This is a genomic window from Mesorhizobium huakuii, assembly GCF_030160235.1.
Taxonomy (GTDB): domain Bacteria; phylum Pseudomonadota; class Alphaproteobacteria; order Rhizobiales; family Rhizobiaceae; genus Mesorhizobium; species Mesorhizobium huakuii.
Genome location: NZ_BSNY01000053.1, coordinates 53,521 through 73,683 on the forward strand (window position 1 = coordinate 53,521; position 20,163 = coordinate 73,683).

General features: G+C 61.3%; 19 protein-coding genes and 1 tRNA gene. 14 read left to right on the forward strand and 6 right to left on the reverse strand.

Translation table 11 applies throughout. The features are described 5' to 3' along the window. Positions 1-195: 195 nt before the first annotated feature. Complete coding sequence (locus tag QQK95_RS26940; RefSeq protein ID WP_284277453.1) at positions 196-1,116, forward strand: alpha/beta fold hydrolase; 921 nt, start codon at positions 196-198, stop codon at positions 1,114-1,116. Between the two features lie 300 nt (positions 1,117-1,416). On the opposite strand, the gene QQK95_RS26945 is transcribed toward QQK95_RS26940, so the two are convergent. Both QQK95_RS26945 and QQK95_RS26950 read right to left on the reverse strand, forming a co-directional pair. Then, positions 1,417-2,484 (reverse strand): tyrosine-type recombinase/integrase, encoded by a 1,068-nt coding sequence (locus QQK95_RS26945; RefSeq protein ID WP_284277454.1) that lies wholly within the window; start codon positions 2,482-2,484, stop codon positions 1,417-1,419. 241 nt (positions 2,485-2,725) lie between these two features. Continuing rightward, complete coding sequence (locus tag QQK95_RS26950) at positions 2,726-3,871, reverse strand: porin (RefSeq protein ID WP_284277455.1); 1,146 nt, start codon at positions 3,869-3,871, stop codon at positions 2,726-2,728. A 471-nt stretch (positions 3,872-4,342) separates the two neighbouring features. Here QQK95_RS26950 and QQK95_RS26955 point away from each other — a divergent pair. Both QQK95_RS26955 and QQK95_RS26960 read left to right on the forward strand, forming a co-directional pair. Beyond that, positions 4,343-4,433 (forward strand) — tRNA-Ser (locus QQK95_RS26955). Positions 4,434-4,728: 295 nt separating this feature from the next. After that, the gene (locus QQK95_RS26960; protein ID WP_284277456.1) at positions 4,729-5,904 is read left to right on the forward strand and encodes a porin; all 1,176 of its coding nucleotides are present in this window, start codon (positions 4,729-4,731) and stop codon (positions 5,902-5,904) included. Between the two features lie 380 nt (positions 5,905-6,284). Here QQK95_RS26960 and QQK95_RS26965 read toward each other — a convergent pair whose 3' ends face one another. Further along, the gene (locus QQK95_RS26965) at positions 6,285-7,964 is read right to left on the reverse strand and encodes a tetratricopeptide repeat-containing sulfotransferase family protein (protein WP_284277457.1); all 1,680 of its coding nucleotides are present in this window, start codon (positions 7,962-7,964) and stop codon (positions 6,285-6,287) included. Between the two features lie 159 nt (positions 7,965-8,123). On the opposite strand from QQK95_RS26965, the gene QQK95_RS26970 reads away from it, so the two are divergent. After that, positions 8,124-9,236, forward strand: coding sequence for a pyridoxal phosphate-dependent aminotransferase (locus tag QQK95_RS26970; RefSeq protein ID WP_284277458.1), 1,113 nt, complete (start codon positions 8,124-8,126; stop codon positions 9,234-9,236). On the opposite strand, the gene QQK95_RS26975 is transcribed toward QQK95_RS26970, so the two are convergent. After that, complete coding sequence (locus QQK95_RS26975) at positions 9,233-9,760, reverse strand: MarR family winged helix-turn-helix transcriptional regulator (RefSeq protein WP_284277459.1); 528 nt, start codon at positions 9,758-9,760, stop codon at positions 9,233-9,235. The genes QQK95_RS26970 and QQK95_RS26975 overlap by 4 nt on opposite strands. A gap of 178 nt (positions 9,761-9,938) precedes the next feature. On the opposite strand from QQK95_RS26975, the gene QQK95_RS26980 reads away from it, so the two are divergent. From QQK95_RS26980 to QQK95_RS27010, 7 genes are all read left to right on the forward strand, one after another. After that, complete coding sequence (locus QQK95_RS26980; RefSeq protein WP_284277460.1) at positions 9,939-10,223, forward strand: acylphosphatase; 285 nt, start codon at positions 9,939-9,941, stop codon at positions 10,221-10,223. 81 nt (positions 10,224-10,304) lie between these two features. After that, positions 10,305-10,946 (forward strand): TetR/AcrR family transcriptional regulator, encoded by a 642-nt coding sequence (locus QQK95_RS26985; RefSeq protein ID WP_284277461.1) that lies wholly within the window; start codon positions 10,305-10,307, stop codon positions 10,944-10,946. Positions 10,947-11,018: 72 nt separating this feature from the next. Continuing rightward, entirely contained in the window at positions 11,019-12,182 is a 1,164-nt protein-coding gene (locus QQK95_RS26990; protein ID WP_284277462.1) for an isovaleryl-CoA dehydrogenase, read from the forward strand. 2 nt (positions 12,183-12,184) lie between these two features. Then, positions 12,185-13,792 carry a carboxyl transferase domain-containing protein gene (locus QQK95_RS26995; RefSeq protein WP_284277463.1) on the forward strand — a complete coding sequence of 536 codons (1,608 nt, stop codon included), beginning with the start codon at positions 12,185-12,187 and terminating at the stop codon, positions 13,790-13,792. Position 13,793: 1 nt separating this feature from the next. Next, complete coding sequence (locus QQK95_RS27000; protein ID WP_284277464.1) at positions 13,794-14,324, forward strand: O-acetyl-ADP-ribose deacetylase; 531 nt, start codon at positions 13,794-13,796, stop codon at positions 14,322-14,324. A 120-nt stretch (positions 14,325-14,444) separates the two neighbouring features. Further along, positions 14,445-14,819 (forward strand): hypothetical protein, encoded by a 375-nt coding sequence (locus tag QQK95_RS27005; protein ID WP_284277465.1) that lies wholly within the window; start codon positions 14,445-14,447, stop codon positions 14,817-14,819. 49 nt (positions 14,820-14,868) lie between these two features. Then, positions 14,869-16,851, forward strand: a complete 1,983-nt coding sequence (locus tag QQK95_RS27010; RefSeq protein WP_284277466.1) for an acetyl/propionyl/methylcrotonyl-CoA carboxylase subunit alpha — start codon at positions 14,869-14,871, stop codon at positions 16,849-16,851. An 83-nt stretch (positions 16,852-16,934) separates the two neighbouring features. Here the strand turns inward: QQK95_RS27010 and QQK95_RS27015 are convergent, their stop codons facing one another. Both QQK95_RS27015 and QQK95_RS27020 read right to left on the reverse strand, forming a co-directional pair. Continuing rightward, positions 16,935-18,056: an ABC transporter substrate-binding protein gene (locus tag QQK95_RS27015; RefSeq protein ID WP_284277467.1), complete on the reverse strand. Its 1,122-nt coding sequence runs from the start codon at positions 18,054-18,056 to the stop codon at positions 16,935-16,937. A gap of 425 nt (positions 18,057-18,481) precedes the next feature. Continuing rightward, positions 18,482-18,748 carry an SEL1-like repeat protein gene (locus QQK95_RS27020; protein WP_010915070.1) on the reverse strand — a complete coding sequence of 89 codons (267 nt, stop codon included), beginning with the start codon at positions 18,746-18,748 and terminating at the stop codon, positions 18,482-18,484. 437 nt (positions 18,749-19,185) lie between these two features. Here QQK95_RS27020 and QQK95_RS27025 point away from each other — a divergent pair, with 437 nt between their 5' ends. The 3 genes from QQK95_RS27025 (at position 19,186) to QQK95_RS27035 (ending at position 20,142) form a co-directional block, all read left to right on the forward strand. After that, on the forward strand, positions 19,186-19,527 hold the full coding sequence (locus tag QQK95_RS27025; RefSeq protein WP_284277468.1) for a DUF2147 domain-containing protein: 342 nt from the start codon (positions 19,186-19,188) through the stop codon (positions 19,525-19,527). Between the two features lie 223 nt (positions 19,528-19,750). Then, positions 19,751-19,906, forward strand: coding sequence for a hypothetical protein (locus QQK95_RS27030; protein WP_284277469.1), 156 nt, complete (start codon positions 19,751-19,753; stop codon positions 19,904-19,906). 41 nt (positions 19,907-19,947) lie between these two features. After that, positions 19,948-20,142, forward strand: a complete 195-nt coding sequence (locus QQK95_RS27035; RefSeq protein ID WP_284277470.1) for a hypothetical protein — start codon at positions 19,948-19,950, stop codon at positions 20,140-20,142. Positions 20,143-20,163 lie beyond the last annotated feature (21 nt).

The window sequence follows — 20,163 nt, forward strand, 5'->3', positions numbered from 1 at the left end:
AGGGAACGCCAACGCCTCACTCCGTCACGCTCCCCTCATCCGTCTCGGCGCTGCGCGCCGACCCATCGCCCTGGGCGAATCACACGCCTCGCCCGCCCTTTGCCCCCCACAAGGGGAGAAGGGAATGCCTTCATTTGACGCTCCTCGCCCTCGCCTGTAGCAGTCAGGGAAGCAGTGGGAAGGAACCGTGTCCAGATGTCGAACACCGAAGGCTTTTGCGACTTCTTCTACGCCGCGCCAGATGGGCTGAGACTGCATGCGCGCGTCTATGGCGAGGCGAAGTCCGGACACTGGCCTGTGGTCTGCCTGCCTGGCCTGACCCGCAACGCACGGGACTTTCATGAGCTGGCGCTTTATCTTTCGACGCGATCCCCGGCGGCGCGCAAAGTGGTTGCCTTCGACTATCGCGGGCGTGGGCAGTCGGCCCACGATCCCGATGTCAGCCACTACAATGTCGGCGTCGAGGCTGGCGACATCCTTGCCGGGCTGGCCGCACTCGGCATAGAGGAGGCCGCTTTCATCGGCACCTCGCGCGGCGGGCTGATCATCCATGTGCTTGGCGCGCTGCGGGCGGCCGTGCTGAAAGCCATTGTTCTCAACGACATCGGCCCGGTGATCGAGCCGGCCGGCCTTGCCCATATCCAGTCCTATCTCGAACGCGCGCCGAAGCCGAAAACTTTCGCCCAGGCGGCGGATGCCCAACGCAGCGTGCACGCCAAGGATTTTCCCACACTCACCGACGCCGACTGGACGCGCATGGTGGGGGCGCTCTATCGCGAGACGGATCAGGGGCTGTTGCCGGATTTTGATCCGAGACTGGTCGATACCGTCGCCAATCTCGACCTGTCGCAGCCATTGCCGGCGTTGTGGCCGCAGTTCGAGGCGTTGGCGGCTATTCCCCTGCTCGCCGTGCGTGGCGCCAATTCCAGGCTGTTGTCGCCTGGAACTCTGGAGCAGATGCGCCAGCGCCATCCGATGATGGAAATGATCACCGTCGAGAGCCAGGGCCATGCCCCTTTCCTCGAAACCGGCAGCTTGCCCGACTCAATTGGCGTATTTCTCGACAGCGCAGAACAGCAGAGCCGTTCAGAGCACCCTTCGGGAAGGTTCAAATAGGCCTGACTTCATGAACCGATTGGCTTTTCGTCCGCTTCTCACCTTCCCGTACGGAGCCGAGGAGAAAACAGCGGGCCTTTGCATCGCTGACAATTGGCCAATCATCGATGAAAGCTCTGCTTATATGCCGAGCCGAAGACGGGGACTGGCCGCAACTTTCTCAACCCGTCCTGCAACGCCGGCGATTGCGAGACCAGCGATCATAGCGCCCTCTCCCCATCACTAGTACGGGGAGAGGATGTCGTCAGGCAGGCGAGCGGCAGTGCCGACTCGCGCGGCCAATTGGCAAGCTGCCCCGAGCTAATTTGCCTTAGAGCCTTTACCGGGGGCCTTTGCCGCTTCGCTCTTCGATTTGCGCGCCGGCTTCGAGGCCGAAGGTGTGGTCAGCGGCGATGAAAATACGGAGCTTTCAACGCTGTTGGCCGCCCCAGAACTCCGAGGTGTCTCGAGCACGGTGACACAGCCGTCGAGATCATTGGTGGCAAGATGCGCGTAGCGCATGGTCATCGACAAGGTCTGATGGCCGAGCCACATTTGCACGCGCCTGATGTCGATTCCGCCCTGGACAAGACGCGAAGCACAGGTGTGGCGCAATATGTGCGGTACCACCTGATCGTCTGCTCCAAGACCGACTTCAGCCTTCGCATCGTTCCAGATCGCACGATATTGCGCCTGGCTGAGCTTGGTGAACGGACCTTTGGGCCGGCGGCCTTCGGTCGGAGGCAGCTTGATGACCTCCTTGACCCGTTCGGTCATCGGAATGGTGCGACTGCGGCCGGATTTGGTGATCCAGAAGGAGACGCGATGTTCCTGGATATCGTTCCAGATCAACCCGAGGGCTTCGCCGAGACGGCAGCCGCTATCGACCAGGAAGACGGAAAGCCTGTAGGCATCCTCGCTGCGGCTCCTGATGGCGGCGAACAGCCTTGCCTCTTCGTCCCTCTCGAGGAAGCGAATCCGTCCCGCCCGCTCCTTCTGGCGGCGAAACTCGGGCAGGCTGTGGATATCTCCCATCTTGTAAGCCTTGCGCAGCAGTTTGCTGAGGGCAGCCATCTTTCGATTGATGGTTGCGTTGCTGTTGCCGCGCTGGCGCAAGGTGCCGATAAGGTTATCAAGGGTAGTTTGGTCAAAGGCGCTGAAACGCTCCCCAAGGAGAATCTCGTCTATCTCGCCGATGAACGAGCTGACATTGTATTTATGCCGCCCATCATCCCACAATATATCCCGATATGCTGAAAAAAGATCTCCAACCCGATATGACTTTACTTCTCTTATCTTGTTATAAGTGTATTTTATCTTTGAATTCTGAGAAGAAAACATCGAAAACGGATCTGAGGGACTACCCTCTTGAATCGCTTCGTTGGTCATAATCCGTCACGCCCCCCGAGTGAATAGGTCAGCCCTATCCGCTGGAAAGCGTCCTTTCAAGAGATTAAATCACGCGATTGTGATCTCATCCACCTTTCGGCGGATCCCACGAAACCACTCCGCGGACTTGTTCAGCTACCGATTCCCCCTGTTCCTTCGTTTGCGTTGACCCAGCCACGAAACAAAAACAGCCCGGGCGTTTGTGCGCCCGGGCTGGATTTCACCTGTAAGGAACCAGCCCTTAGAAGGAGCGCTGGAAGCGGAGGATACCGCCGACACCGTCATCCTTGACAGCGCGGAAGTCGCCTGACGCCTTGTTGAAATAGTCGACTTCGGCCGTGACCGTGAAGCCCGGGACGATGTCGTAAGCGATGTTAGCCGCGAGACCGAAGGTCTTGCCGTCGTCATACGACGCCTGGACGTTGAACGAGGTCTTCTCGTTGAACTTGTAGGTGCCACCGCCCCAAACAGCCCAGCTTCCGTCCCAGTTCTTGTAGTAGTTGTGACCGGAATTCGGGTCGCCGACGTCAGACTTGTTGCCATAGCCAGCCATGACCCACAGCGCCAGCGCGCTGGTCGCATTGACGTCCAAACGAACCTTGCCCGAGACAGCTTCATAGTTGCTGTCGTACGCAACGACGCCGGAAATGCCACCCCAGCCCTGCGTCCACTTCACGCCACCGACGACATGCGGAACATAGCTGTCGATCGTGTAGGCGCCATCACCCTCTTCGAGCGAGACCACGGCCGAGAAGCCATTGCCAGCGTCGAAATAGTACTGGATGACATTGGTGTCGAAGCGGCCGTAGGGAACGAGCGTATCGTCGATCACATTGCCGGCGTAGCCGGTGAACGTGTTGAAGGCCGATTCGTCCTTACCGACGCGCAGGCCACCGAGCTGGATCCAGGCGAAATTCAGCGAGATACCGCTGTTACGGGCCTGCCAGTTGGCGGCGTCCGCGTTGTACGTCGGGCTGGTCGGATCCGTATCCTGGTTCGCATAGTCGCCCGAGCTGTTGCCGAAATTGAAGCGGGTCTCGGTGTAAGTCTTCAAGGTGCCGAGCTCGGTTTCCTGGCCGGTCCAGGTTTTCAGCGTGAAGCGGGCCTGCTTCCAGTAGGTGTCGTTGGTGCCGCCAACATCGAGATGATCCGGAACGTTCTGCACGCCTTCGCGATCACCCACGCCGATGTCGTAACGGACATAGCCGCCGATGCGCAGGCAGGTTTCGGTGCCGGGGATGTAGAAGTAGCCAGCGCCGTAGACGTCGCAGATCTTGACGTATTCAGCGGGTTCCGGCTCGGCGACGACGACGGCGTCGGCGGCGCGCGCACCGGAAACTGCGATCAGGGCCGCAGCGGAGCCGAGAAGAAGGCTCTTGATGTTCATTTTCTGACCTCCAGTCAAAAGTTAAAAAACGGGTCTGGGTATTCTTTGCTGAAGGACAGCGTTCCCTGCCCCATCCCCACTACCGAAAAAGATGCGCACCGCGCCGCTCCTTCGAAATCGACATTACCCATGAGGCGGCGGCGTTCAACAACGATCGTACCGGCGAAAGGGGTGTTGGGCTGCTATCCCCCAGCGTTGTTGCACAAATGACACGATTTGGCCTCACTCAGAAAGCTCTCGTTAACCATTCGGCCGCTCCAAGCGCTTGTTTCCGGCCGAATCCGGCAACCGGCAGACGGAATCAAGGCGAGGCTGCGAGTCATTAGCCAGGGATTTGCCGCAGAACCGCCCCACGCGGGAAAGGCGCGGTTCGGTGCGCCTGTCATTTTTCCATATAATGACTTCTTTTTCCGAGATAATGGCTGGGGCTTGTTGATTGTGCCGGCGCTTTTCTTTATCCAGCGGCGCAACGGAGAGGTGGCCGAGTGGTCGAAGGCGCTCCCCTGCTAAGGGAGTAGAGGTCAAAAGCTTCTCGTGGGTTCGAATCCCATCCTCTCCGCCATTCTGCTTCGCGCTGCGCGCTTCGAATCACATCAACCCAGGCCATTTGACGTCGACCAAGGCTCATCAGCCTGTCGTCTTGAAGGCGTGTATTGCAGTCGAAACCGAGGCCAATGCACTGGAGCTGGGGCGGCATTTCAATCCCGGATCAGGCAAGGCTTTTGCGAGCAAGTGATTTTGGCGAACCGCGTCCCGCCGACGGTCAATAATGCTATCTATCTGAGATAAAACGGAAAACGGCCATTTTGCCCGTTTTTCGCCGACCTCCACTCTCGATTCTGACTGGAGGTCAGAAAATGAACATCAAGAGCCTTCTTCTCGGCTCCGCTGCGGCCCTGATCGCAGTTTCCGGTGCGCGCGCCGCCGACGCCGTCGTCGTCGCCGAGCCGGAACCCGCTGAATACGTCAAGATCTGCGACGTCTACGGCGCTGGCTACTTCTACATCCCGGGCACTGAAACTTGCCTGCGCATCGGCGGCTATGTCCGTTACGACATCGGCGTGGGTGATATCGGTTCGTTCGATGGCGCGCGTACCTTTGACGTGAGGAGCGGCAAAGATCAGGCCACCTTTGAAAAGAACGCCCGCTTCACGCTGAAGACCTGGACTGGCCAGGAAACCGAGCTCGGTACGTTGAAGACCTACACCGAGACCCGCTTCAACTTCGGCAACAACAACGGTTATGGCGCCACTACCTTTGGCGATAGGACCGTCAACTCCGCCCACAATAAGGCCGTTTCGCTGAACTTCGCCTGGATCCAGCTTGGTGGCCTGCGCGTCGGTAAGGACGAATCGGCCTTTGATACGTTCATCGGCTACGCCGGCAACGTCATCCAGGATACGCTTGTCCCCTACGGCAACTTCGACACCAACGTCGTCCAGTACTATTTCGACACTGGCAACGGCTTCTCGGCCGTGGTCTCGCTCGAAGAAGGTTCGGGCGCGGTTGGCACGATCGACAGCTATGTCCCGCATGTTGTCGGCGGCGTGAAGTACACGCAGGGCTGGGGTGCCATCACCGGCGTCGTTGCTTATGACAGCAACTACGAGTCGGTGGCCGGCAAGGCCCGCTTGGACGTGAATGTCTCCAGCGCGCTGTCACTGTTCGTCATGGGTGGTTACGGCTCTGACGGCAAGCTCAACGACGACTCCACCAACTTCGTCGACGCTCATGGTCGCGGCTTCTACAAGCAGTGGGGCGGCAACTGGGCATTCTGGGCCGGCGGCACCTACAAGTTCAACGAGAAGACCTCGTTCAACCTTCAGGTGTCGGGTGACCAGCTCAAGAACTACGGCGTGGCTGCGAATATCGCCTATGACGTCGTTCCTGGCTTCACGGTCACGGCCGAAGTTGATTACGATCACTACGGCAAGTTTGGTGATGTCACGACCGACCCGTCCAATGTCGACTGGACCGGTGCCGGCAAGAAGAACAGCGTCGGCGGCATCCTCCGCTTCCAGCGCTCGTTCTAACAGACTTCGCTTCGGCGAAATTGGAACCCGGCGGGTAACCGCCGGGTTTTTTCTATTACGCTGGCAGTGTCCCGAGGTGCCGTCGCAGTGTTGCGTTCGGCGTCCGCCCAAAGTCGTCCTCCTTGGGCGTAGCGACGCAAAGCGGAGCGAGACTCAGGGATCCATGCCGTTACCCCAGCCGAAGAATGCAGCGGAGTAGAATTCCGCACCAGCCGCGCGTCAAAGTCACAACATGGATCGCCGGGGCGCCCCCACTGCTGTCCGGTCAAACCGAAATTGCGCCGGCGGGGGAAAGTCTCAGTGAAAGGCGCGAGCGCGATGGATCGGCGAGATTGACTACATGGTCCTGGGAAAGCCGCCCATAGGCTAGAATCTACTGGTCAAACCTCAGCAAGATCGCCCAGTGACTCAATCAGCGGCTGGATCTCGCTTTCGTAATTCCTCCATCGCTTGACGGACGACTTGTAGATCGGCTGACGAACCTGCCAGCGGCTGTAGGTATTTACCGACCCATCCCGATCAAAAAAGCGCAGGCAGGCATCGTCCCAGGGCAATCCGAGATAATCTATGAGCCGGCGCGACTGCTCCTCCTGATTTTCGATCAAAGTCTCATAGCGATTTTCGAAAATACGTCCGGGGAAAATCCGGCCCCAATGGCGCATCAAGCGATCATACTCCCTGTAGTAAAGTCCCAGCGTTTGAAGATCGGCGCTGTAGCTGTGCGCCTCATTGAACTGCAGGACGAAGGAGGAGATGCAATTGTCAATAGCGTCGCGGCGGCAATGAATGATGCGCGCATTGGGGAAGAGAATGCCGATCAGACCGATCAGCTCAAAATTGTGAGGCATCTTGTCGATTATACGAAGGGCATCTGGAGCCCGCTCACGCAGATAGGCAAGGTGCTCGTCAGCCAACGTCCTGGCCAGATCTTTGGTAATTGTCGCTACCGATTCGCTGATGTTCGCGTTGAAGCGGTTTCCGAGGCCAATAGCCATTGCTATTCGTCTAAGCTTGCTTAGCTCGCCGGCGCCATGAACCTTGGGATGGCTGGCACAGATCTGCTCTGTCAGTGTCGTGCCCGAGCGAGGCATGCCGACGACGAATACAGGGACCTCCGAGGGATTGCCATAAGCGGCCGTTGAGGCCACCAGTTCCGGCGAAAACGCTTCGATCATGGCATCGACCCAACGACGGTAGTTTTCCAGGTCGAATTTGTGGCCCGCGGCTTGATTTCCCTTCTTGAAGTGGTCCATCGCCTCCTTGTAGCGACGCATGTCGTTGAGCACCTTGCCGGCCGCGTGATGAAGCGCTGCCGCTCCCTCCGATCCGTGGTCCGTGTCTCGCAACTCGGCCAGGATTGCCTCGAGTTCCGGCGGCTCATCCGCGTATTTGCGCGTGTGTACAAGTCCATTGTAGGCAGCCGGTACGGCGATGCGCCGTTCAATCGTCTCCTTCAGATGAACGGCGGCCTCATCCATACGGCCCAAGCTTGCGAGTGCGTGGGACAGCCCCATTCGGGCCAGAGGATGATCTGGCGCGATCTTCAGCGCCTTCTCGAAGAGGAGCAACGCCATCTCCCCCTTGTCAAACGCACTGTAGGCATCACCCAAGGCGCAAAGCGCCTCCACCAGATCCGGCTTGACGGCCAAGGCGTACTGAATGTGCCGGATCGCTGGCGAAAACTCGCTCACTTTGAGATAGGCTTCCCCCAAGCTAAGGTGGTAATAGGGGTTACGAGGATCCGCTCCCACCGCTCGAGCGAAATACCGCAAGGCCTTTTCGTCATCGAACCCGAGCCCCAGCGTCCCCAGCATATACAGCGCCAGCGGATGTTCGGGCGTCCGCGCCAGAACCCTGAGGCAAAGTTCCTCGGCCTCAGTCAGCCGATCGGCTTGCTGCAGTTCGAGGGCCTGCCTCAACAGCATGTCGTCGGCATGCGTGCGGGACATGGCGACCTTTGACGGTTGGACCTTCGGTGGTGCCACTTTCGGCGATAACGCCTTCGTCGCGGTTTGGGTCTTGAGGTGCTTTGCCCAGGCGGGCGGCAATCGATTGCTCATCATGTCTCGCTAGCAAAAGGGGGCAGGAGAATCCAGCAAATCCGACGTGACGCCGGCCATCCGCGGCACGTCACGTTGCCCCGCCGGCAGCTCCTGCGAACTTGCGTCCAACCATCTGCCACGCTAGCAAGAAGTCCCCTTTCCAAGCGAGTTCCCACCATGCGTCTGCGCCCTCCCCTTTCGCCGCTTGTCGCAGCACTTCCGTCGACCGTGCCGTTTGTCGGCCCGGAAGCGCAGGAGCGTGAGCGCGGGCGGGCTTTTCGTGCCCGCATCGGTGCCAATGAGAGCAGTTTTGGTTCTTCGCCGCGCGTCATCGCCCGCATGGAGCGCGTCGCGCGCGACCAGTGGATGTATTGCGATCCCGATAATTACGAGCTGAAGGTGGCGGCTGCCGCGCATCACGACGTGGCGGTCGAGAATGTCGTTGTCGGCGAAGGCATCGATGGTCTGCTCAGCCTGGTGGCGCGTATGTACGTGGCACCTAGCGATGCCGTGGTCACTTCGCTCGGCGCCTATCCGACCTTCAATTTCCATATTGCCGGCGTCGGCGGGCGGCTGGTGACGGTGCCTTACGAGGACGACCGCGAAAGCCTGGATGGTTTGCTTAAGGCCGTCGTCAAGGAGAAGGCCCCGCTCGTCTATCTGTCCAACCCGGACAATCCGATGGGCAGTTGGTGGGAAATGGACGAGGTGATCCGCTTCATCGAGGCGCTGCCGGAGACCGCCATGCTGGTGCTCGACGAGGCCTATGGCGAATTGGGGCCGGCCTCGGCCCTGCCGCCGATCGATATCTCGCGACCGAATGTCATCCGCATGCGCACCTTTTCAAAGGCTTATGGGCTTGCCGGGATACGCTGCGGCTATGCGATTGCGGAGGCCCAGGTGATCCGCGACTTCGAGAAGATCCGCAACCACTACGGCGTCAGCCGCATGGCGCAGATCGCCGGTGTCGAGGCACTCGCCGACCAGGCCTATCTCGAGACGGTGGTGGCGCGGGTGGCTGCCGGGCGCCGGCGCATCGCGGCGATCGCCGAGCAGAACGGGTTGAAGCCGCTGGCCTCGGCGACCAATTTCGTCACCATCGATTGCGGCCTTGACGGCGCCTTCGCGCTGAAAGTGCTGCAGGGGCTGTTGTCGCGCGACGTGTTCATCCGCAAGCCAATGGCGCCAGGGCTCGACCGCTGCATTCGCGTCAGCGTCGGCCTCGAGCACGAACTGGACATCTTTGCCGAGGAATTGCCGGGCGCGCTGGCGGCGGCGCGAGGGAACTAGGCTCTTTCACGGCGTTCGGATGCTGGCGCTCCGCTTAGCAGATGCCTGGCGCGTACCAATATGTCCGACAACTCCGCGGCTTCCTCGTCGTCCAGGCCTGCCGTCAGGCGGGTCAGATCACGATCGGCGGCATCCTGGAGTGCGGCAAGCGCGGCGTGGCCGCGCATGGTGAGAGAGAGCACACGCCGATGCGAGGCATCGCGGCCGGCACGCGCTTCGATCAGGCCGGCGGCAGAGAATTTTCGAAGGATTCTCGTGATATAGGCCGGGTCCAGCTGGAGTTCCCCGGCAATGTTGGACGCTGCCGGTCCGAAATCGATTTGAAACACCCTCGCCAGAAAGCCTGCCTTGCCGGGGCTGCTGGCAATGTGGCCGGGTCGACGGGCCAGTTCGAACAGCACCCGCGCCTCGATCAGCGTATAGGCACTGTGTGTCAAGGTCTCGTCGAGCAGCCCGATCAGACCGGTGTAGAACCGATTGAAACATCTGAGGTCGCTGACCAAGGCACTCCGATTGGCTGGCATGTCATGCGCCTTCCCTGAGATTCCAGTCGGCAGATCATTGCGCAAAAGTTGACCAAGTCAACCATTTATTGGATCAAGTCATCCATCTTGAGAGAGCCTCGGCTCCAATTCGATAGTCCCCTCCAAGCCAGTTGCCTTCGCTCGTTCCTGCGCCAGACTCTATGCAAGGGAGCGCGCGATGAACGATCGGAAAAGGGCAGTGCGAGCCTGCGTACATGGCAGGGTGCAAGGCGTCGGCTACAGGATGTGGGCGAGAGGCGAAGCGGCAGGGCTTGGGCTGGTGGGCTGGGTGCGCAACGAAAGAGACGGCTCGGTAACAGCATGGCTTGCCGGCGCCGACGCGGCGGTTTCGTCCATGATCGAACGGCTTCGGCAGGGCCCGGCGGGCGCTTCAGTCACGCGGGTCGATGTCGAGGAGATCGAGACCTGGACCGCGCCTGGAGATTTCAGGATCGTCGCATAGGCGCATGCGCGTCACGCGAATCAGTTTGACGCCCTTGAATTAATTGAACGTTCGTTTTATTATCGTTCTAACGAGGCGATCATGGCGCGCACCACAGGATCCGACGGCGAACGAACCGAGGCGGCAGTCCGCGAAGCGGCGGTCAACCTGATCGCACGCTATGGCTACGAGGCGATGTCGATGCGCCGGCTGGCGGCCGAGGTCGGCGTGCAGGCCGCCGCGCTCTATCGCTATTTCCCGACCAAGGAAGACCTGCTGTTCACGTTGATGCGCGAGCACATGGAGGGACTTCGGGAGGCCTGGGAGCACGTCAGGCCAACCGATGCGGATCCGGCGGAGCAGCTTGCAGCCTATGTGCGCAACCACATCGCTTTCCACATCGAGCGCCGCCATGCCACGCATGTATCGAACATGGAACTGCGCAGCCTGTCGCCCGACAGGCTGACACAGATCCTCAAGCAGCGCACGGCCTACGAAAAAGAACTGCGCGCCATCCTGCGCGAAGGCGCCGACACCGGAAGCTTTAGCATCGAGGACACCGGCCTGACGGCCATGGCGCTGATCCAGATGATGACGGGCGTCATCGTCTGGTTTCGACCGGGCGAGCGGCTGTCGGTCCCTGAAGTGACGGCGACATATCTTTCAATGACAATGCGCCTGGTTGGCGCGAGGATGGATACCTACAGCGCCGCACGTCCCTTGGACGCGCAAAGGACGCTGTAGCACTTGAATTTTGCGCATGATCCTTTCCGAAAATCGAAGTCGATTTTCGGGTCGTGCGGCAGGAGGAACGCCATGTACACGAACACGCTCAGCTTCGGGCATGACGAGGACATCGAGGCGCTGCGCGACATGGTGCGGCGCTTCGCCCAGGAGAGGATCGCGCCGATCGCCGGCGACATCGACCGCCAGAACGAATTTCCGGCGCATCTGTGGCGCGAGCTCGGCGAACTCGGCCTGCTCGGCATCACCGCCGATCCCGATTTTGGCGGCAGCGGCATGGGTTATCTCGCCCATGTGATTGCGGTGGAGGAAATTTCCCGCGCCTCGGCTTCGGTCGGCCTCTCCTACGGCGCCCACTCCAACCTGTGCGTCAACCAGATCAACCGCTGGGCGACGCCGGCGCAGAAGGAGAAATTCCTGCCATCGCTGTGCTCAGGCGAGCATATCGGCGCGCTGGCCATGTCTGAATCCGGCGCCGGCTCGGATGTCGTCTCGCTCAAGCTGCGCGCTGAAAAACGCAATGACCGCTATGTGCTCAACGGCACCAAGATGTGGATCACCAACGGCCCGGACGCCGATACGCTGGTCGTTTATGCCAAGACCGATCCGGACCGCAAGTCGCGCGGCATCACCGCCTTCATCGTCGAGAAGGCGATGACGGGATTCTCCGTGGCGCAGAAACTCGACAAGCTCGGCATGCGCGGCTCCAACACCGGCGAGCTGGTTTTTTCGGATGTCGAGGTACCTTTCGACAATGTCCTGCACGAGGAAGGGCGTGGCGTCGAAGTGCTGATGTCGGGCCTCGACTATGAGCGCACCGTGCTTGCCGGCGGCCCGATCGGCCTGATGGCTGCCTGTCTCGATGTGGCGATCCCCTACGTGCACGAGCGCAAGCAGTTCGGCCAGCCGATCGGCGAGTTCCAGCTGGTGCAGGGCAAGCTGGCCGACATGTACACGGTGATGAACGCCGCGCGTGCCTATGTCTATGCCGTCGCCGCCGCCTGCGATCGCGGCCAGACCACCCGCAAGGACGCCGCCGGCTGCGTGCTGTTCGCGGCTGAGAAGGCAACGCAGATGGCGCTGGACGCCATCCAACTGCTGGGCGGCAACGGCTATATCAACGAATATCCGACCGGACGGCTGTTGCGTGACGCCAAACTCTACGAGATCGGCGCCGGTACCAGCGAAATCCGGCGCTGGCTGATCGGCCGCGAGATCATGGCGGAGGGGGTGTGAGCATGGCCGTCCTGCAAACCCAGATATCCCCCTCCTCCGACACTTTCCGCGCCAATGCCGAACGCATGCGTGCGCTGGTCGCCGATATCGCCGACAAGGCCGCAACCGTCGAGCGCGGCGGCTCGGAGGAGGCGCGCGAGCGCCATATTTCGCGCGGCAAGCTGCTGCCGCGCGAACGCCTGGCGCAATTGCTCGACGCCGGCTCGCCCTTCCTCGAGATCGGCCAGTTCGCGGCGTGGTCGATGTATGGCGAGGAGATTTCCTCGGCCGGCATGATCGCCGGCGTCGGCCGGGTCGAGGGCACCGAGGTGATGGTCGTCGTCAACGATGCCACGGTGAAGGGCGGCACCTACTATCCACTGACGGTGAAAAAGCATCTGCGGGCGCAGGAGATCGCGCTGCAGAACAATCTGCCCTGCATCTATCTGGTCGACAGCGGCGGCGCCAATCTGCCCAACCAGGACGAGGTGTTTCCCGACCGCGAGCATTTCGGCCGCATCTTCTACAACCAGGCCAACATGTCGGCTGCCGGCATTCCGCAGATCGCCTGCGTCATGGGGTCCTGCACGGCCGGAGGCGCCTATGTGCCGGCGATGTCGGACGAGACAATCATGGTGCGCAACCAGGCGACCATTTTTCTCGGCGGCCCGCCGCTGGTGAAAGCGGCCACCGGCGAGGACGTCAGCGCCGAGGATCTGGGCGGTGCGGATGTGCATACGCGGCTTTCCGGCGTTGCCGACCATTATGCGATGGACGACGAACATGCGCTCGCCATCTGCCGGCGCATCGTCAAAAACCTGAATCGGAACAAGACCGTAAGCCTGAACTTACAGAGATCGATTCCGCCGCTTCATCCGGCGGATGAACTCTACGGCGTCGTGCCGACCGATCTGCGCCAGCCCTACGATGTGCGCGAGGTGATCGCTCGTCTTGTCGACGGCTCCGAATTCGACGAGTTCAAGCAGAACTACGGCACGACGCTGATCACCGGTTTTGCCCATCTCCACGGCATGCCGGTCGGCATCATCGCCAACAATGGCGTGCTGTTTTCCGAAAGCGCGCTGAAGGGCGCGCATTTCATCGAGCTGTGCTGCCAGCGCGGGATCCCGCTGGTCTTCCTGCAGAACATCACGGGCTTCATGGTCGGCCGGAAATACGAGGCAGGCGGCATCGCCAAGGACGGCGCCAAGCTGGTGATGGCGGTTGCCACCGCCAGGGTGCCGAAGGTGACGGTCATCATCGGCGGTTCGTTCGGCGCCGGCAATTACGGCATGTGCGGCCGTGCCTATTCGCCACGCTTCCTGTGGATGTGGCCGAACGCCCGGATCTCGGTGATGGGCGGCGAACAGGCGGCAACCGTGCTCGCCATGGTCAAGCGCGAAGGCATCGAGCGCAAAGGGGGCGAATGGAGCGCCGAGGAGGAGGCGAAATTCAAGAAGCCGATCCTGATGAAATACGAGCATGAAGGCCATCCGCTCTATTCGTCCGCCCGCCTCTGGGATGACGGCATCATCGATCCGGCGAAGACGCGCGAGGTGCTGGCACTCAGCCTCTCCGCGTCGCTCAACGCCGAAATCGGGGACACGCGCTTCGGCGTGTTCAGGATGTGAGATGGGCAAGGCGCTGGACAGGATCCGCATCCAAACCGGCGACATCACGAAGCTGGATGTCGACGCCATCGTCAATGCCGCCAACACCTCGCTTCTCGGCGGCGGTGGGGTCGATGGCGCCATCCATCGCGCCGCCGGCCGCGAGCTCGAGTTCGAATGCCGGATGCTGGACGGATGCAATGTCGGCGACGCCAAGATCACCAAGGGTTACAAATTGCCGGCTCGGCATATCATCCACACGGTCGGGCCGGTCTGGCAGGGCGGCGGCAAGGGCGAAGCCGAACTGTTGGCCTCCTGCTATGTCAGGTCGTTAGAGCTCGCGGCCGCCAATGATTGCCGTTCGGTGGCGTTTCCGGCGATTTCGACCGGCGTCTACCGCTACCCGAAAGATGCGGCGACCGAGATCGCTGTCGGCACGGTCAGCATGATCATCGAACAGAAAACCATGCCTGAAACCGTTATCTTCTGCTGCTTCGACGAGCACATGGCGGAACTATACCAGCGAACCGTTGCTGCGCTCCGGAAGGGTTGAACTGTATGGACCAACCGATACATCAGCACATGCCAACTCGGATTCCCGACAGCGAACTGGCGGCGAGGAAAAATATTCGCTACTGCTTGTCCCGCGCAATGCAATGGGGACAGGGTGGAAATGGAATTGAAATATCGCCGGGGCATGACCGCCTCGATACTTGCAGGAATACTAATATTAGTAACAGCCGGCGCCGGCCAGGCCGGATCGCTGGCCGGAAGCGAGGGAGACAAACGCTCCCCGCCGGCTTTGAATGGCGACCCGAAGTCGCCATGCACCAAGGCATACAAGGCCTATGTAGCGGCCAGCGGCCATTCGGCCTACGCCACCACGCCGTATTCCAGGGTGGTCTCGCTCTACATCCTGTGCGGCGCGCGGCTGAATGCACCGTCGCAGAAAGTGGCGGAAGAGCTGGCGATGAAATCCTGTCTGGCCACGCGCGCGCACTACAAGGTGACGAACGGCGGCGCCTGCGAGATCGCTGCTTCGAAGTAGGCCGGCGCCTGCCCGAATGGCGCCGCCCGAAACAAACCCGGGAGGCTCCATGTTCAGCAAGATCCTGATCGCCAATCGGGGCGAGATCGCTTGCCGCGTCATCCGCACGGCCCGCAAGCTCGGCGTGCATACCGTCGCCGTCTATTCGGACGCCGACGCGAAAGCTTTGCACGTCGAGATGGCCGACGAGGCGGTCCATATCGGCGCCTCGCCGGTTGGCGAAAGCTATCTGCGCGGTGACCGGATTGTCGCGGCTGCGCTTTCTACGGGGGCGCAGGCCATCCATCCCGGTTACGGCTTCCTGTCGGAAAACCCCGATTTCGTCGACCAGGTGGTGGCGGCGGGGCTTACCTTCATCGGCCCCTCGGCCGCCTCGATCCGCGCCATGGGGCTGAAGGACGCCGCCAAGCGGCTGATGGAGAAAGCCGGCGTTCCAGTCGTTCCGGGCTATCATGGCGAAGCGCAGGAGATCGTGCTGCTTGCCTCCAAGGCACGCGAGATCGGCTATCCCGTGCTGATCAAGGCGCGCGCCGGCGGCGGCGGCAAGGGCATGCGGCGCGTCGAACATCCCGATGATTTCTCCGAGGCGCTGTCCAGCGCCCGGCGAGAGGCAAAGGCTGCTTTCGGCGACGACCGCGTGCTGGTCGAAAAATATGTCGACAAGCCGCGGCACATCGAAGTGCAGGTGTTCGGCGACAATTTCGGCAATGCCGTGCACCTCTACGAACGCGACTGCTCGGCGCAGCGCCGCCACCAGAAGGTGATCGAGGAAGCCCCCGCCCCCGGCATGACGCCGGCGCTGCGCAAGGCGATGACGGAAGCGGCGGTGAAGGCCGCCAAGGCGATCGGCTACTCAGGCGCCGGCACCATCGAGTTCATCGTCGATGCCTCGCAAGGGCTGAAGGCCGACCGCTTCTGGTTCATGGAGATGAACACCCGCCTGCAGGTCGAGCATCCCGTTACCGAAATGGTCACCGGCACCGACCTGGTCGAGTGGCAATTGCGGGTCGCCAGCGGCGAAAAGCTGCCGAAGACGCAGAGCGAGATCGCGCTGACCGGCCATGCCTTCGAGGCGCGCATCTATGCGGAAGACGCGGCAAAGGGATTCCTGCCGGCAACAGGCACGCTGCATCATCTGAAGTTCCCCGAGGCCGCCCCCGAGGGCGCCACGATGCGCGTCGAGACGGGCGTGCGGGCCGGCGATGCCATCTCACCCTACTATGATCCGATGATCGCCAAGCTGGTGGTTCATGCAAAGGACAGGCAAGCAGCGCTGGAAGCGCTCGGCGCGGCGCTGTCGCAGACTGAAATCGCTGGTTCCACCGTCAACACCGGCTTTCTTGCCGCCCTGGCCGCCGATCCCGACTTTTGTGCTGGCGATGTCGACACCGGCCTGATCGGCAGACATCAGGCGGCACTGACCGGGGTCGCGCCGCCGAGCGGCGAAATCATCTCGGCAGCAGCGCTTGCCGCTTCCGGCGCAGGGGTATCGCCGCCATCGAACGACCCATGGTCTTCGCTTTCCGGCTACGCGCATTTCCACGGCGTGGCGCGACGCACGCGGCTGAAGTTCGGCGAGACCGATATACTGGCAAAGGTCTCGGTGCGGCCGGACGGGCGCTTCCAGGTGGCGCTCGATGCGCCCTATGACAGCACCAATTCGCATGATTTTCGCGCCGCTCCGCGCCTCGCCCGCTGGCCTGGCCACATCACGGTGTTCGAAGGCGCCGTCGGCTACACATTCGCGGTACCGGACCCGTTGGCACGGAGCGATGACGCGGCTGCCGCTTCCGGCAGCCTGCGCGCGCCGATGCCGGGTCTGGTCAAGCTGGTGCGCGTGGCGAAGGGCGACGCGGTGATCAAGGGGCAACCGCTGCTGATCCTCGAGGCCATGAAGATGGAGCACACCATCGCCGCCCCGCATGATGGGGTGGTAGCCGAGATCGCCACCGAAGGTGCGCAGGTCACAGACGGAACCGTGCTGGTGCGGTTCGTAGAAGAACAGAGCGCCCAGACCGCCGCCGCAGGCTGACAAGCGGAGCGCTTCGCGGACCGCCAACAAAATGGCCGGGGCGAAACCCCGGCCATTTCCCTGGATTACATCATTACCGAGGATTACTGCGCGATCGGCGCGTACTTGCCGGCATGCCACTGGTTGATGTCGTAGCTGGCGTTCTTGAGGTCGCCCTTCTCGTCGAAGGTGACGTCGCCGACAACGGTGCTGATCGGCGTGCCGTTCTTCAGCGCTTCGGCGACCTTGGCCGGATCGTCGCTGCCGGCGCGCTTGATGCCTTCGGCGAAAGCCTGGACCACGGCGTAGGAGAACAGCGTGAAGCCTTCAGGCACGAAGCCGCCGGCCTTGATCTTCTCGACGGCTGCCTTGGCTTCCGGTTTTGCCTGCGGGTCCGACGGGAAGACGAACATGGTGCCTTCGCCAGCCGGGCCGGCAACCTGCCAGAATTCCGGCGAGGCGATGGAGTCCGGCATGATCAGCTGAAACTTCAGGTTCTGTTCAGCCGACTGACGCAGGATCAGGCCGGCTTCAGGATGGTAGCCGCCGAAATAGACGACGTCGGCCTTGAGATCCTTCAGCTTGGTGACGAGCGCCGAATAGTCCTTCTCGCCGGGATTGATGGCGTCATAATAGACTTCCTTGAGGCCGCCAGTGTTCATGGTCGCCCTGACGGCATCAGCCACGCCCTGCCCGTAAGCGCTCTTGTCGTGCAGGATGACGACGTTCTTGCCGGCATACTTCTTGGCGATCCACGGACCGATGAAGGCGCCCTGGGCATCGTCACGCGTATAGAGGCGCATGATGGTCGGCCAGCCGGCCTTGGCGGCCGCGTCGGTCAGCACCGGGTTCGAGGAAGCCGGGCTCATCATCAGCGCGCCGGCTTCGGCATAGACGGCCGAGGCGGGAATGCTCGAGCCCGAGCAGGCATGACCGTCGATGAACTTGACACCGTTGGCGACGATACGGTTGGCGACCGACACGGCCTGTTTGGGATCGCACTGGTCGTCCTCGATGTCGAGCTTGATCATCGAGCCGTTGACGCCGCCCGCGGCGTTGATGGCATCGGCGGCGGCCTGTGCGCCCTGTTTGAACTGGTCGCCGATGGTGGCGAGCTGCCCGGTCATCGGACCGACCACCGAAACCGTGATGTCGTCGGCGAATGCGACCGGCGCGCTCATCATCAGGCCGAAAATAGCCGCGCTCAAAATACTCATTTTTTTCATGGCAATAGAACTCCTCCACTCACGCGCGGCCGTCCCGGCCGCGCTTCTTCCAGAGAGGCGGGACAATTTCATCCTTCATTGGGCCTGTCTAGGCGCATTGGCGCCACTCGATTGGGCCTGCGAACCCTCATCCACGCAAAAAGCCACGCCAGCCTTGTTCCGGCTGGTCGTGGCTTTTTGCCTAGCGGGCTGTTTCCCCAGCGCCCCCGCGCCGCGAACCCCAATTTGGCCTTCCCTGTCTTCCCTGCCCTGATCCGAAACCGGATTCTTCTCGGCATCATGGTCTGTTGTACGGCCTGGCTGGTCCGGCCTGCCGCATTCTTGTCGTTGATGGCCTGTGGCCTGGCTGTCTGCGCAGCCTTATCCCTGTTTTGGCCCGACCGTCTTGAAGCGGTCTTGGCCCGAGCGTCCCCGTCTGCTGGAACTCAGTGCATGGTCATCCATTCGCGGGCTTCGCGCAGCGCCTTGGCGATCTCGACCTTCGACATGGCGGCCGACAGTTCCGAGCGCAGTTCCGCGGCGCGGGCCGAGCCCTTGATGGCGGCGATGTTGAACCATTTGTGGGCGGCGACGACGTCGGTCTCGCAATCGCGGCCGGTCGCATACATCATGCCCAGTTCGAAAAGGATGTCGGCCTGGGCAGTTGCCCCCATGGCGCCGAAACCTGCTTCAAGCATTTCAAAACGTGCCATTTTAGTCCCCTGTCTGGCTCCCGAGAGCTGCCTCCGTTCGTCTGTCCGGGCCGCTCTTTCGATGCTTCCGAGAATGCCGATCAGGCTTGAATCCGTCGTTAAATGGCGTGCTTAATTTGAGGAAAACAAAGCTAAAACAATAGGTAAACGCTGAAATTCGTTAAGGATACGAAGCCAGCAATTCAGCCGATTATCGTCAAATTCGACGAAAATTTTCCGTGCCTCGATCAACACTCCGCTAACCACGGGAAACAAACGAGACGCGCCGGTCGTTTTCATTTCCTCGCCGACAGAGCCAACACAGGCGGCTTCAAAATGCCAAAATCTTCCGTCGCGGCACCGCTTTTGTTTTGCCGGGAGCTGGATTAGCTTACGTTTGCGTAAGCGGCAGACCGGCGAGGCGGAGAATTCGGCCGGCTATCCAAAGGGAGCAAGACATGTTTCGAAAAGTGAGCCTGGCTCTTGCAGCCACATTGATCATGGCGGGTGCGGCGTGGGCCGATCCGATCGAGGGCAATTGGAAAACGCAAGCCGGCGATACAGCGGCCATCTCAGGCAGCGGCTCGTTTTCCATCACGCTCAAATCGGGCAAATATGCCGGCAAGACGATCGGCTCGCTCAAGGCGGCGGGCGACAACAAATATGCCGGCAGCATCACCGACCCTGCAAACGACAAGACCTATTCGGGCAAGGCGACACTGTCGGGCACCGCGCTCAAGATGAGCGGCTGCGTGCTTGGCGGGCTGATCTGCAAGAGCCAGACCTGGCACAAGCTCTGATCGGCCTATCCTTGTGACATCATGACGGGGCCCGACGGGCCCCGTTTTCGTTTCACCGGCACCTCAAGGCCTGGGCCCCTTGCCTCGCTGTCGGTGGCCGCTCAGGCCGGCGACGACCGCCCAGATCCCGTCAATCAATTTGAACCGCAGATGAACGCCGGCATCAGAGCCGGTTCAGAGGCGTTGGGGCATTCTCGGGCGTGTTGAAGGAGACACGACCCCAATGCTTGCTCGCCGCTTCACCATCGTCTGCCTGCTGATGAGCCTGTTTGGAATGTTCTTCGCCATCCTCGTCGCCGAAGCGGGTCGTTCTCCCCGCGCCTGGGACGAAGCCACCAGACTATGCCGCTTCGCCTGCCCGACCAACCTTCGCCACTGAAACAAAGAAACCCGGACCTCGAAAAGAAAAGCTCAAACATCATGACCCGCATCGCCGCCAACACCCTCAAGATCGTCCGGCTCCTGCCGCGGGCGGCGCTTATCCTGGTGCTCCTGGCCGCGCCGGTCCTGGCGGTTCCGATGATGCGCACCGATGCCGGCTCGACGATCGAGGCGCCGGCCCTGAGGAAGTCCGGCGTGGGTTTCGTTCTGCTGGTCAGCCTGCAGCGGGGATAAAGAAAAATGGCGCTTTGGGCG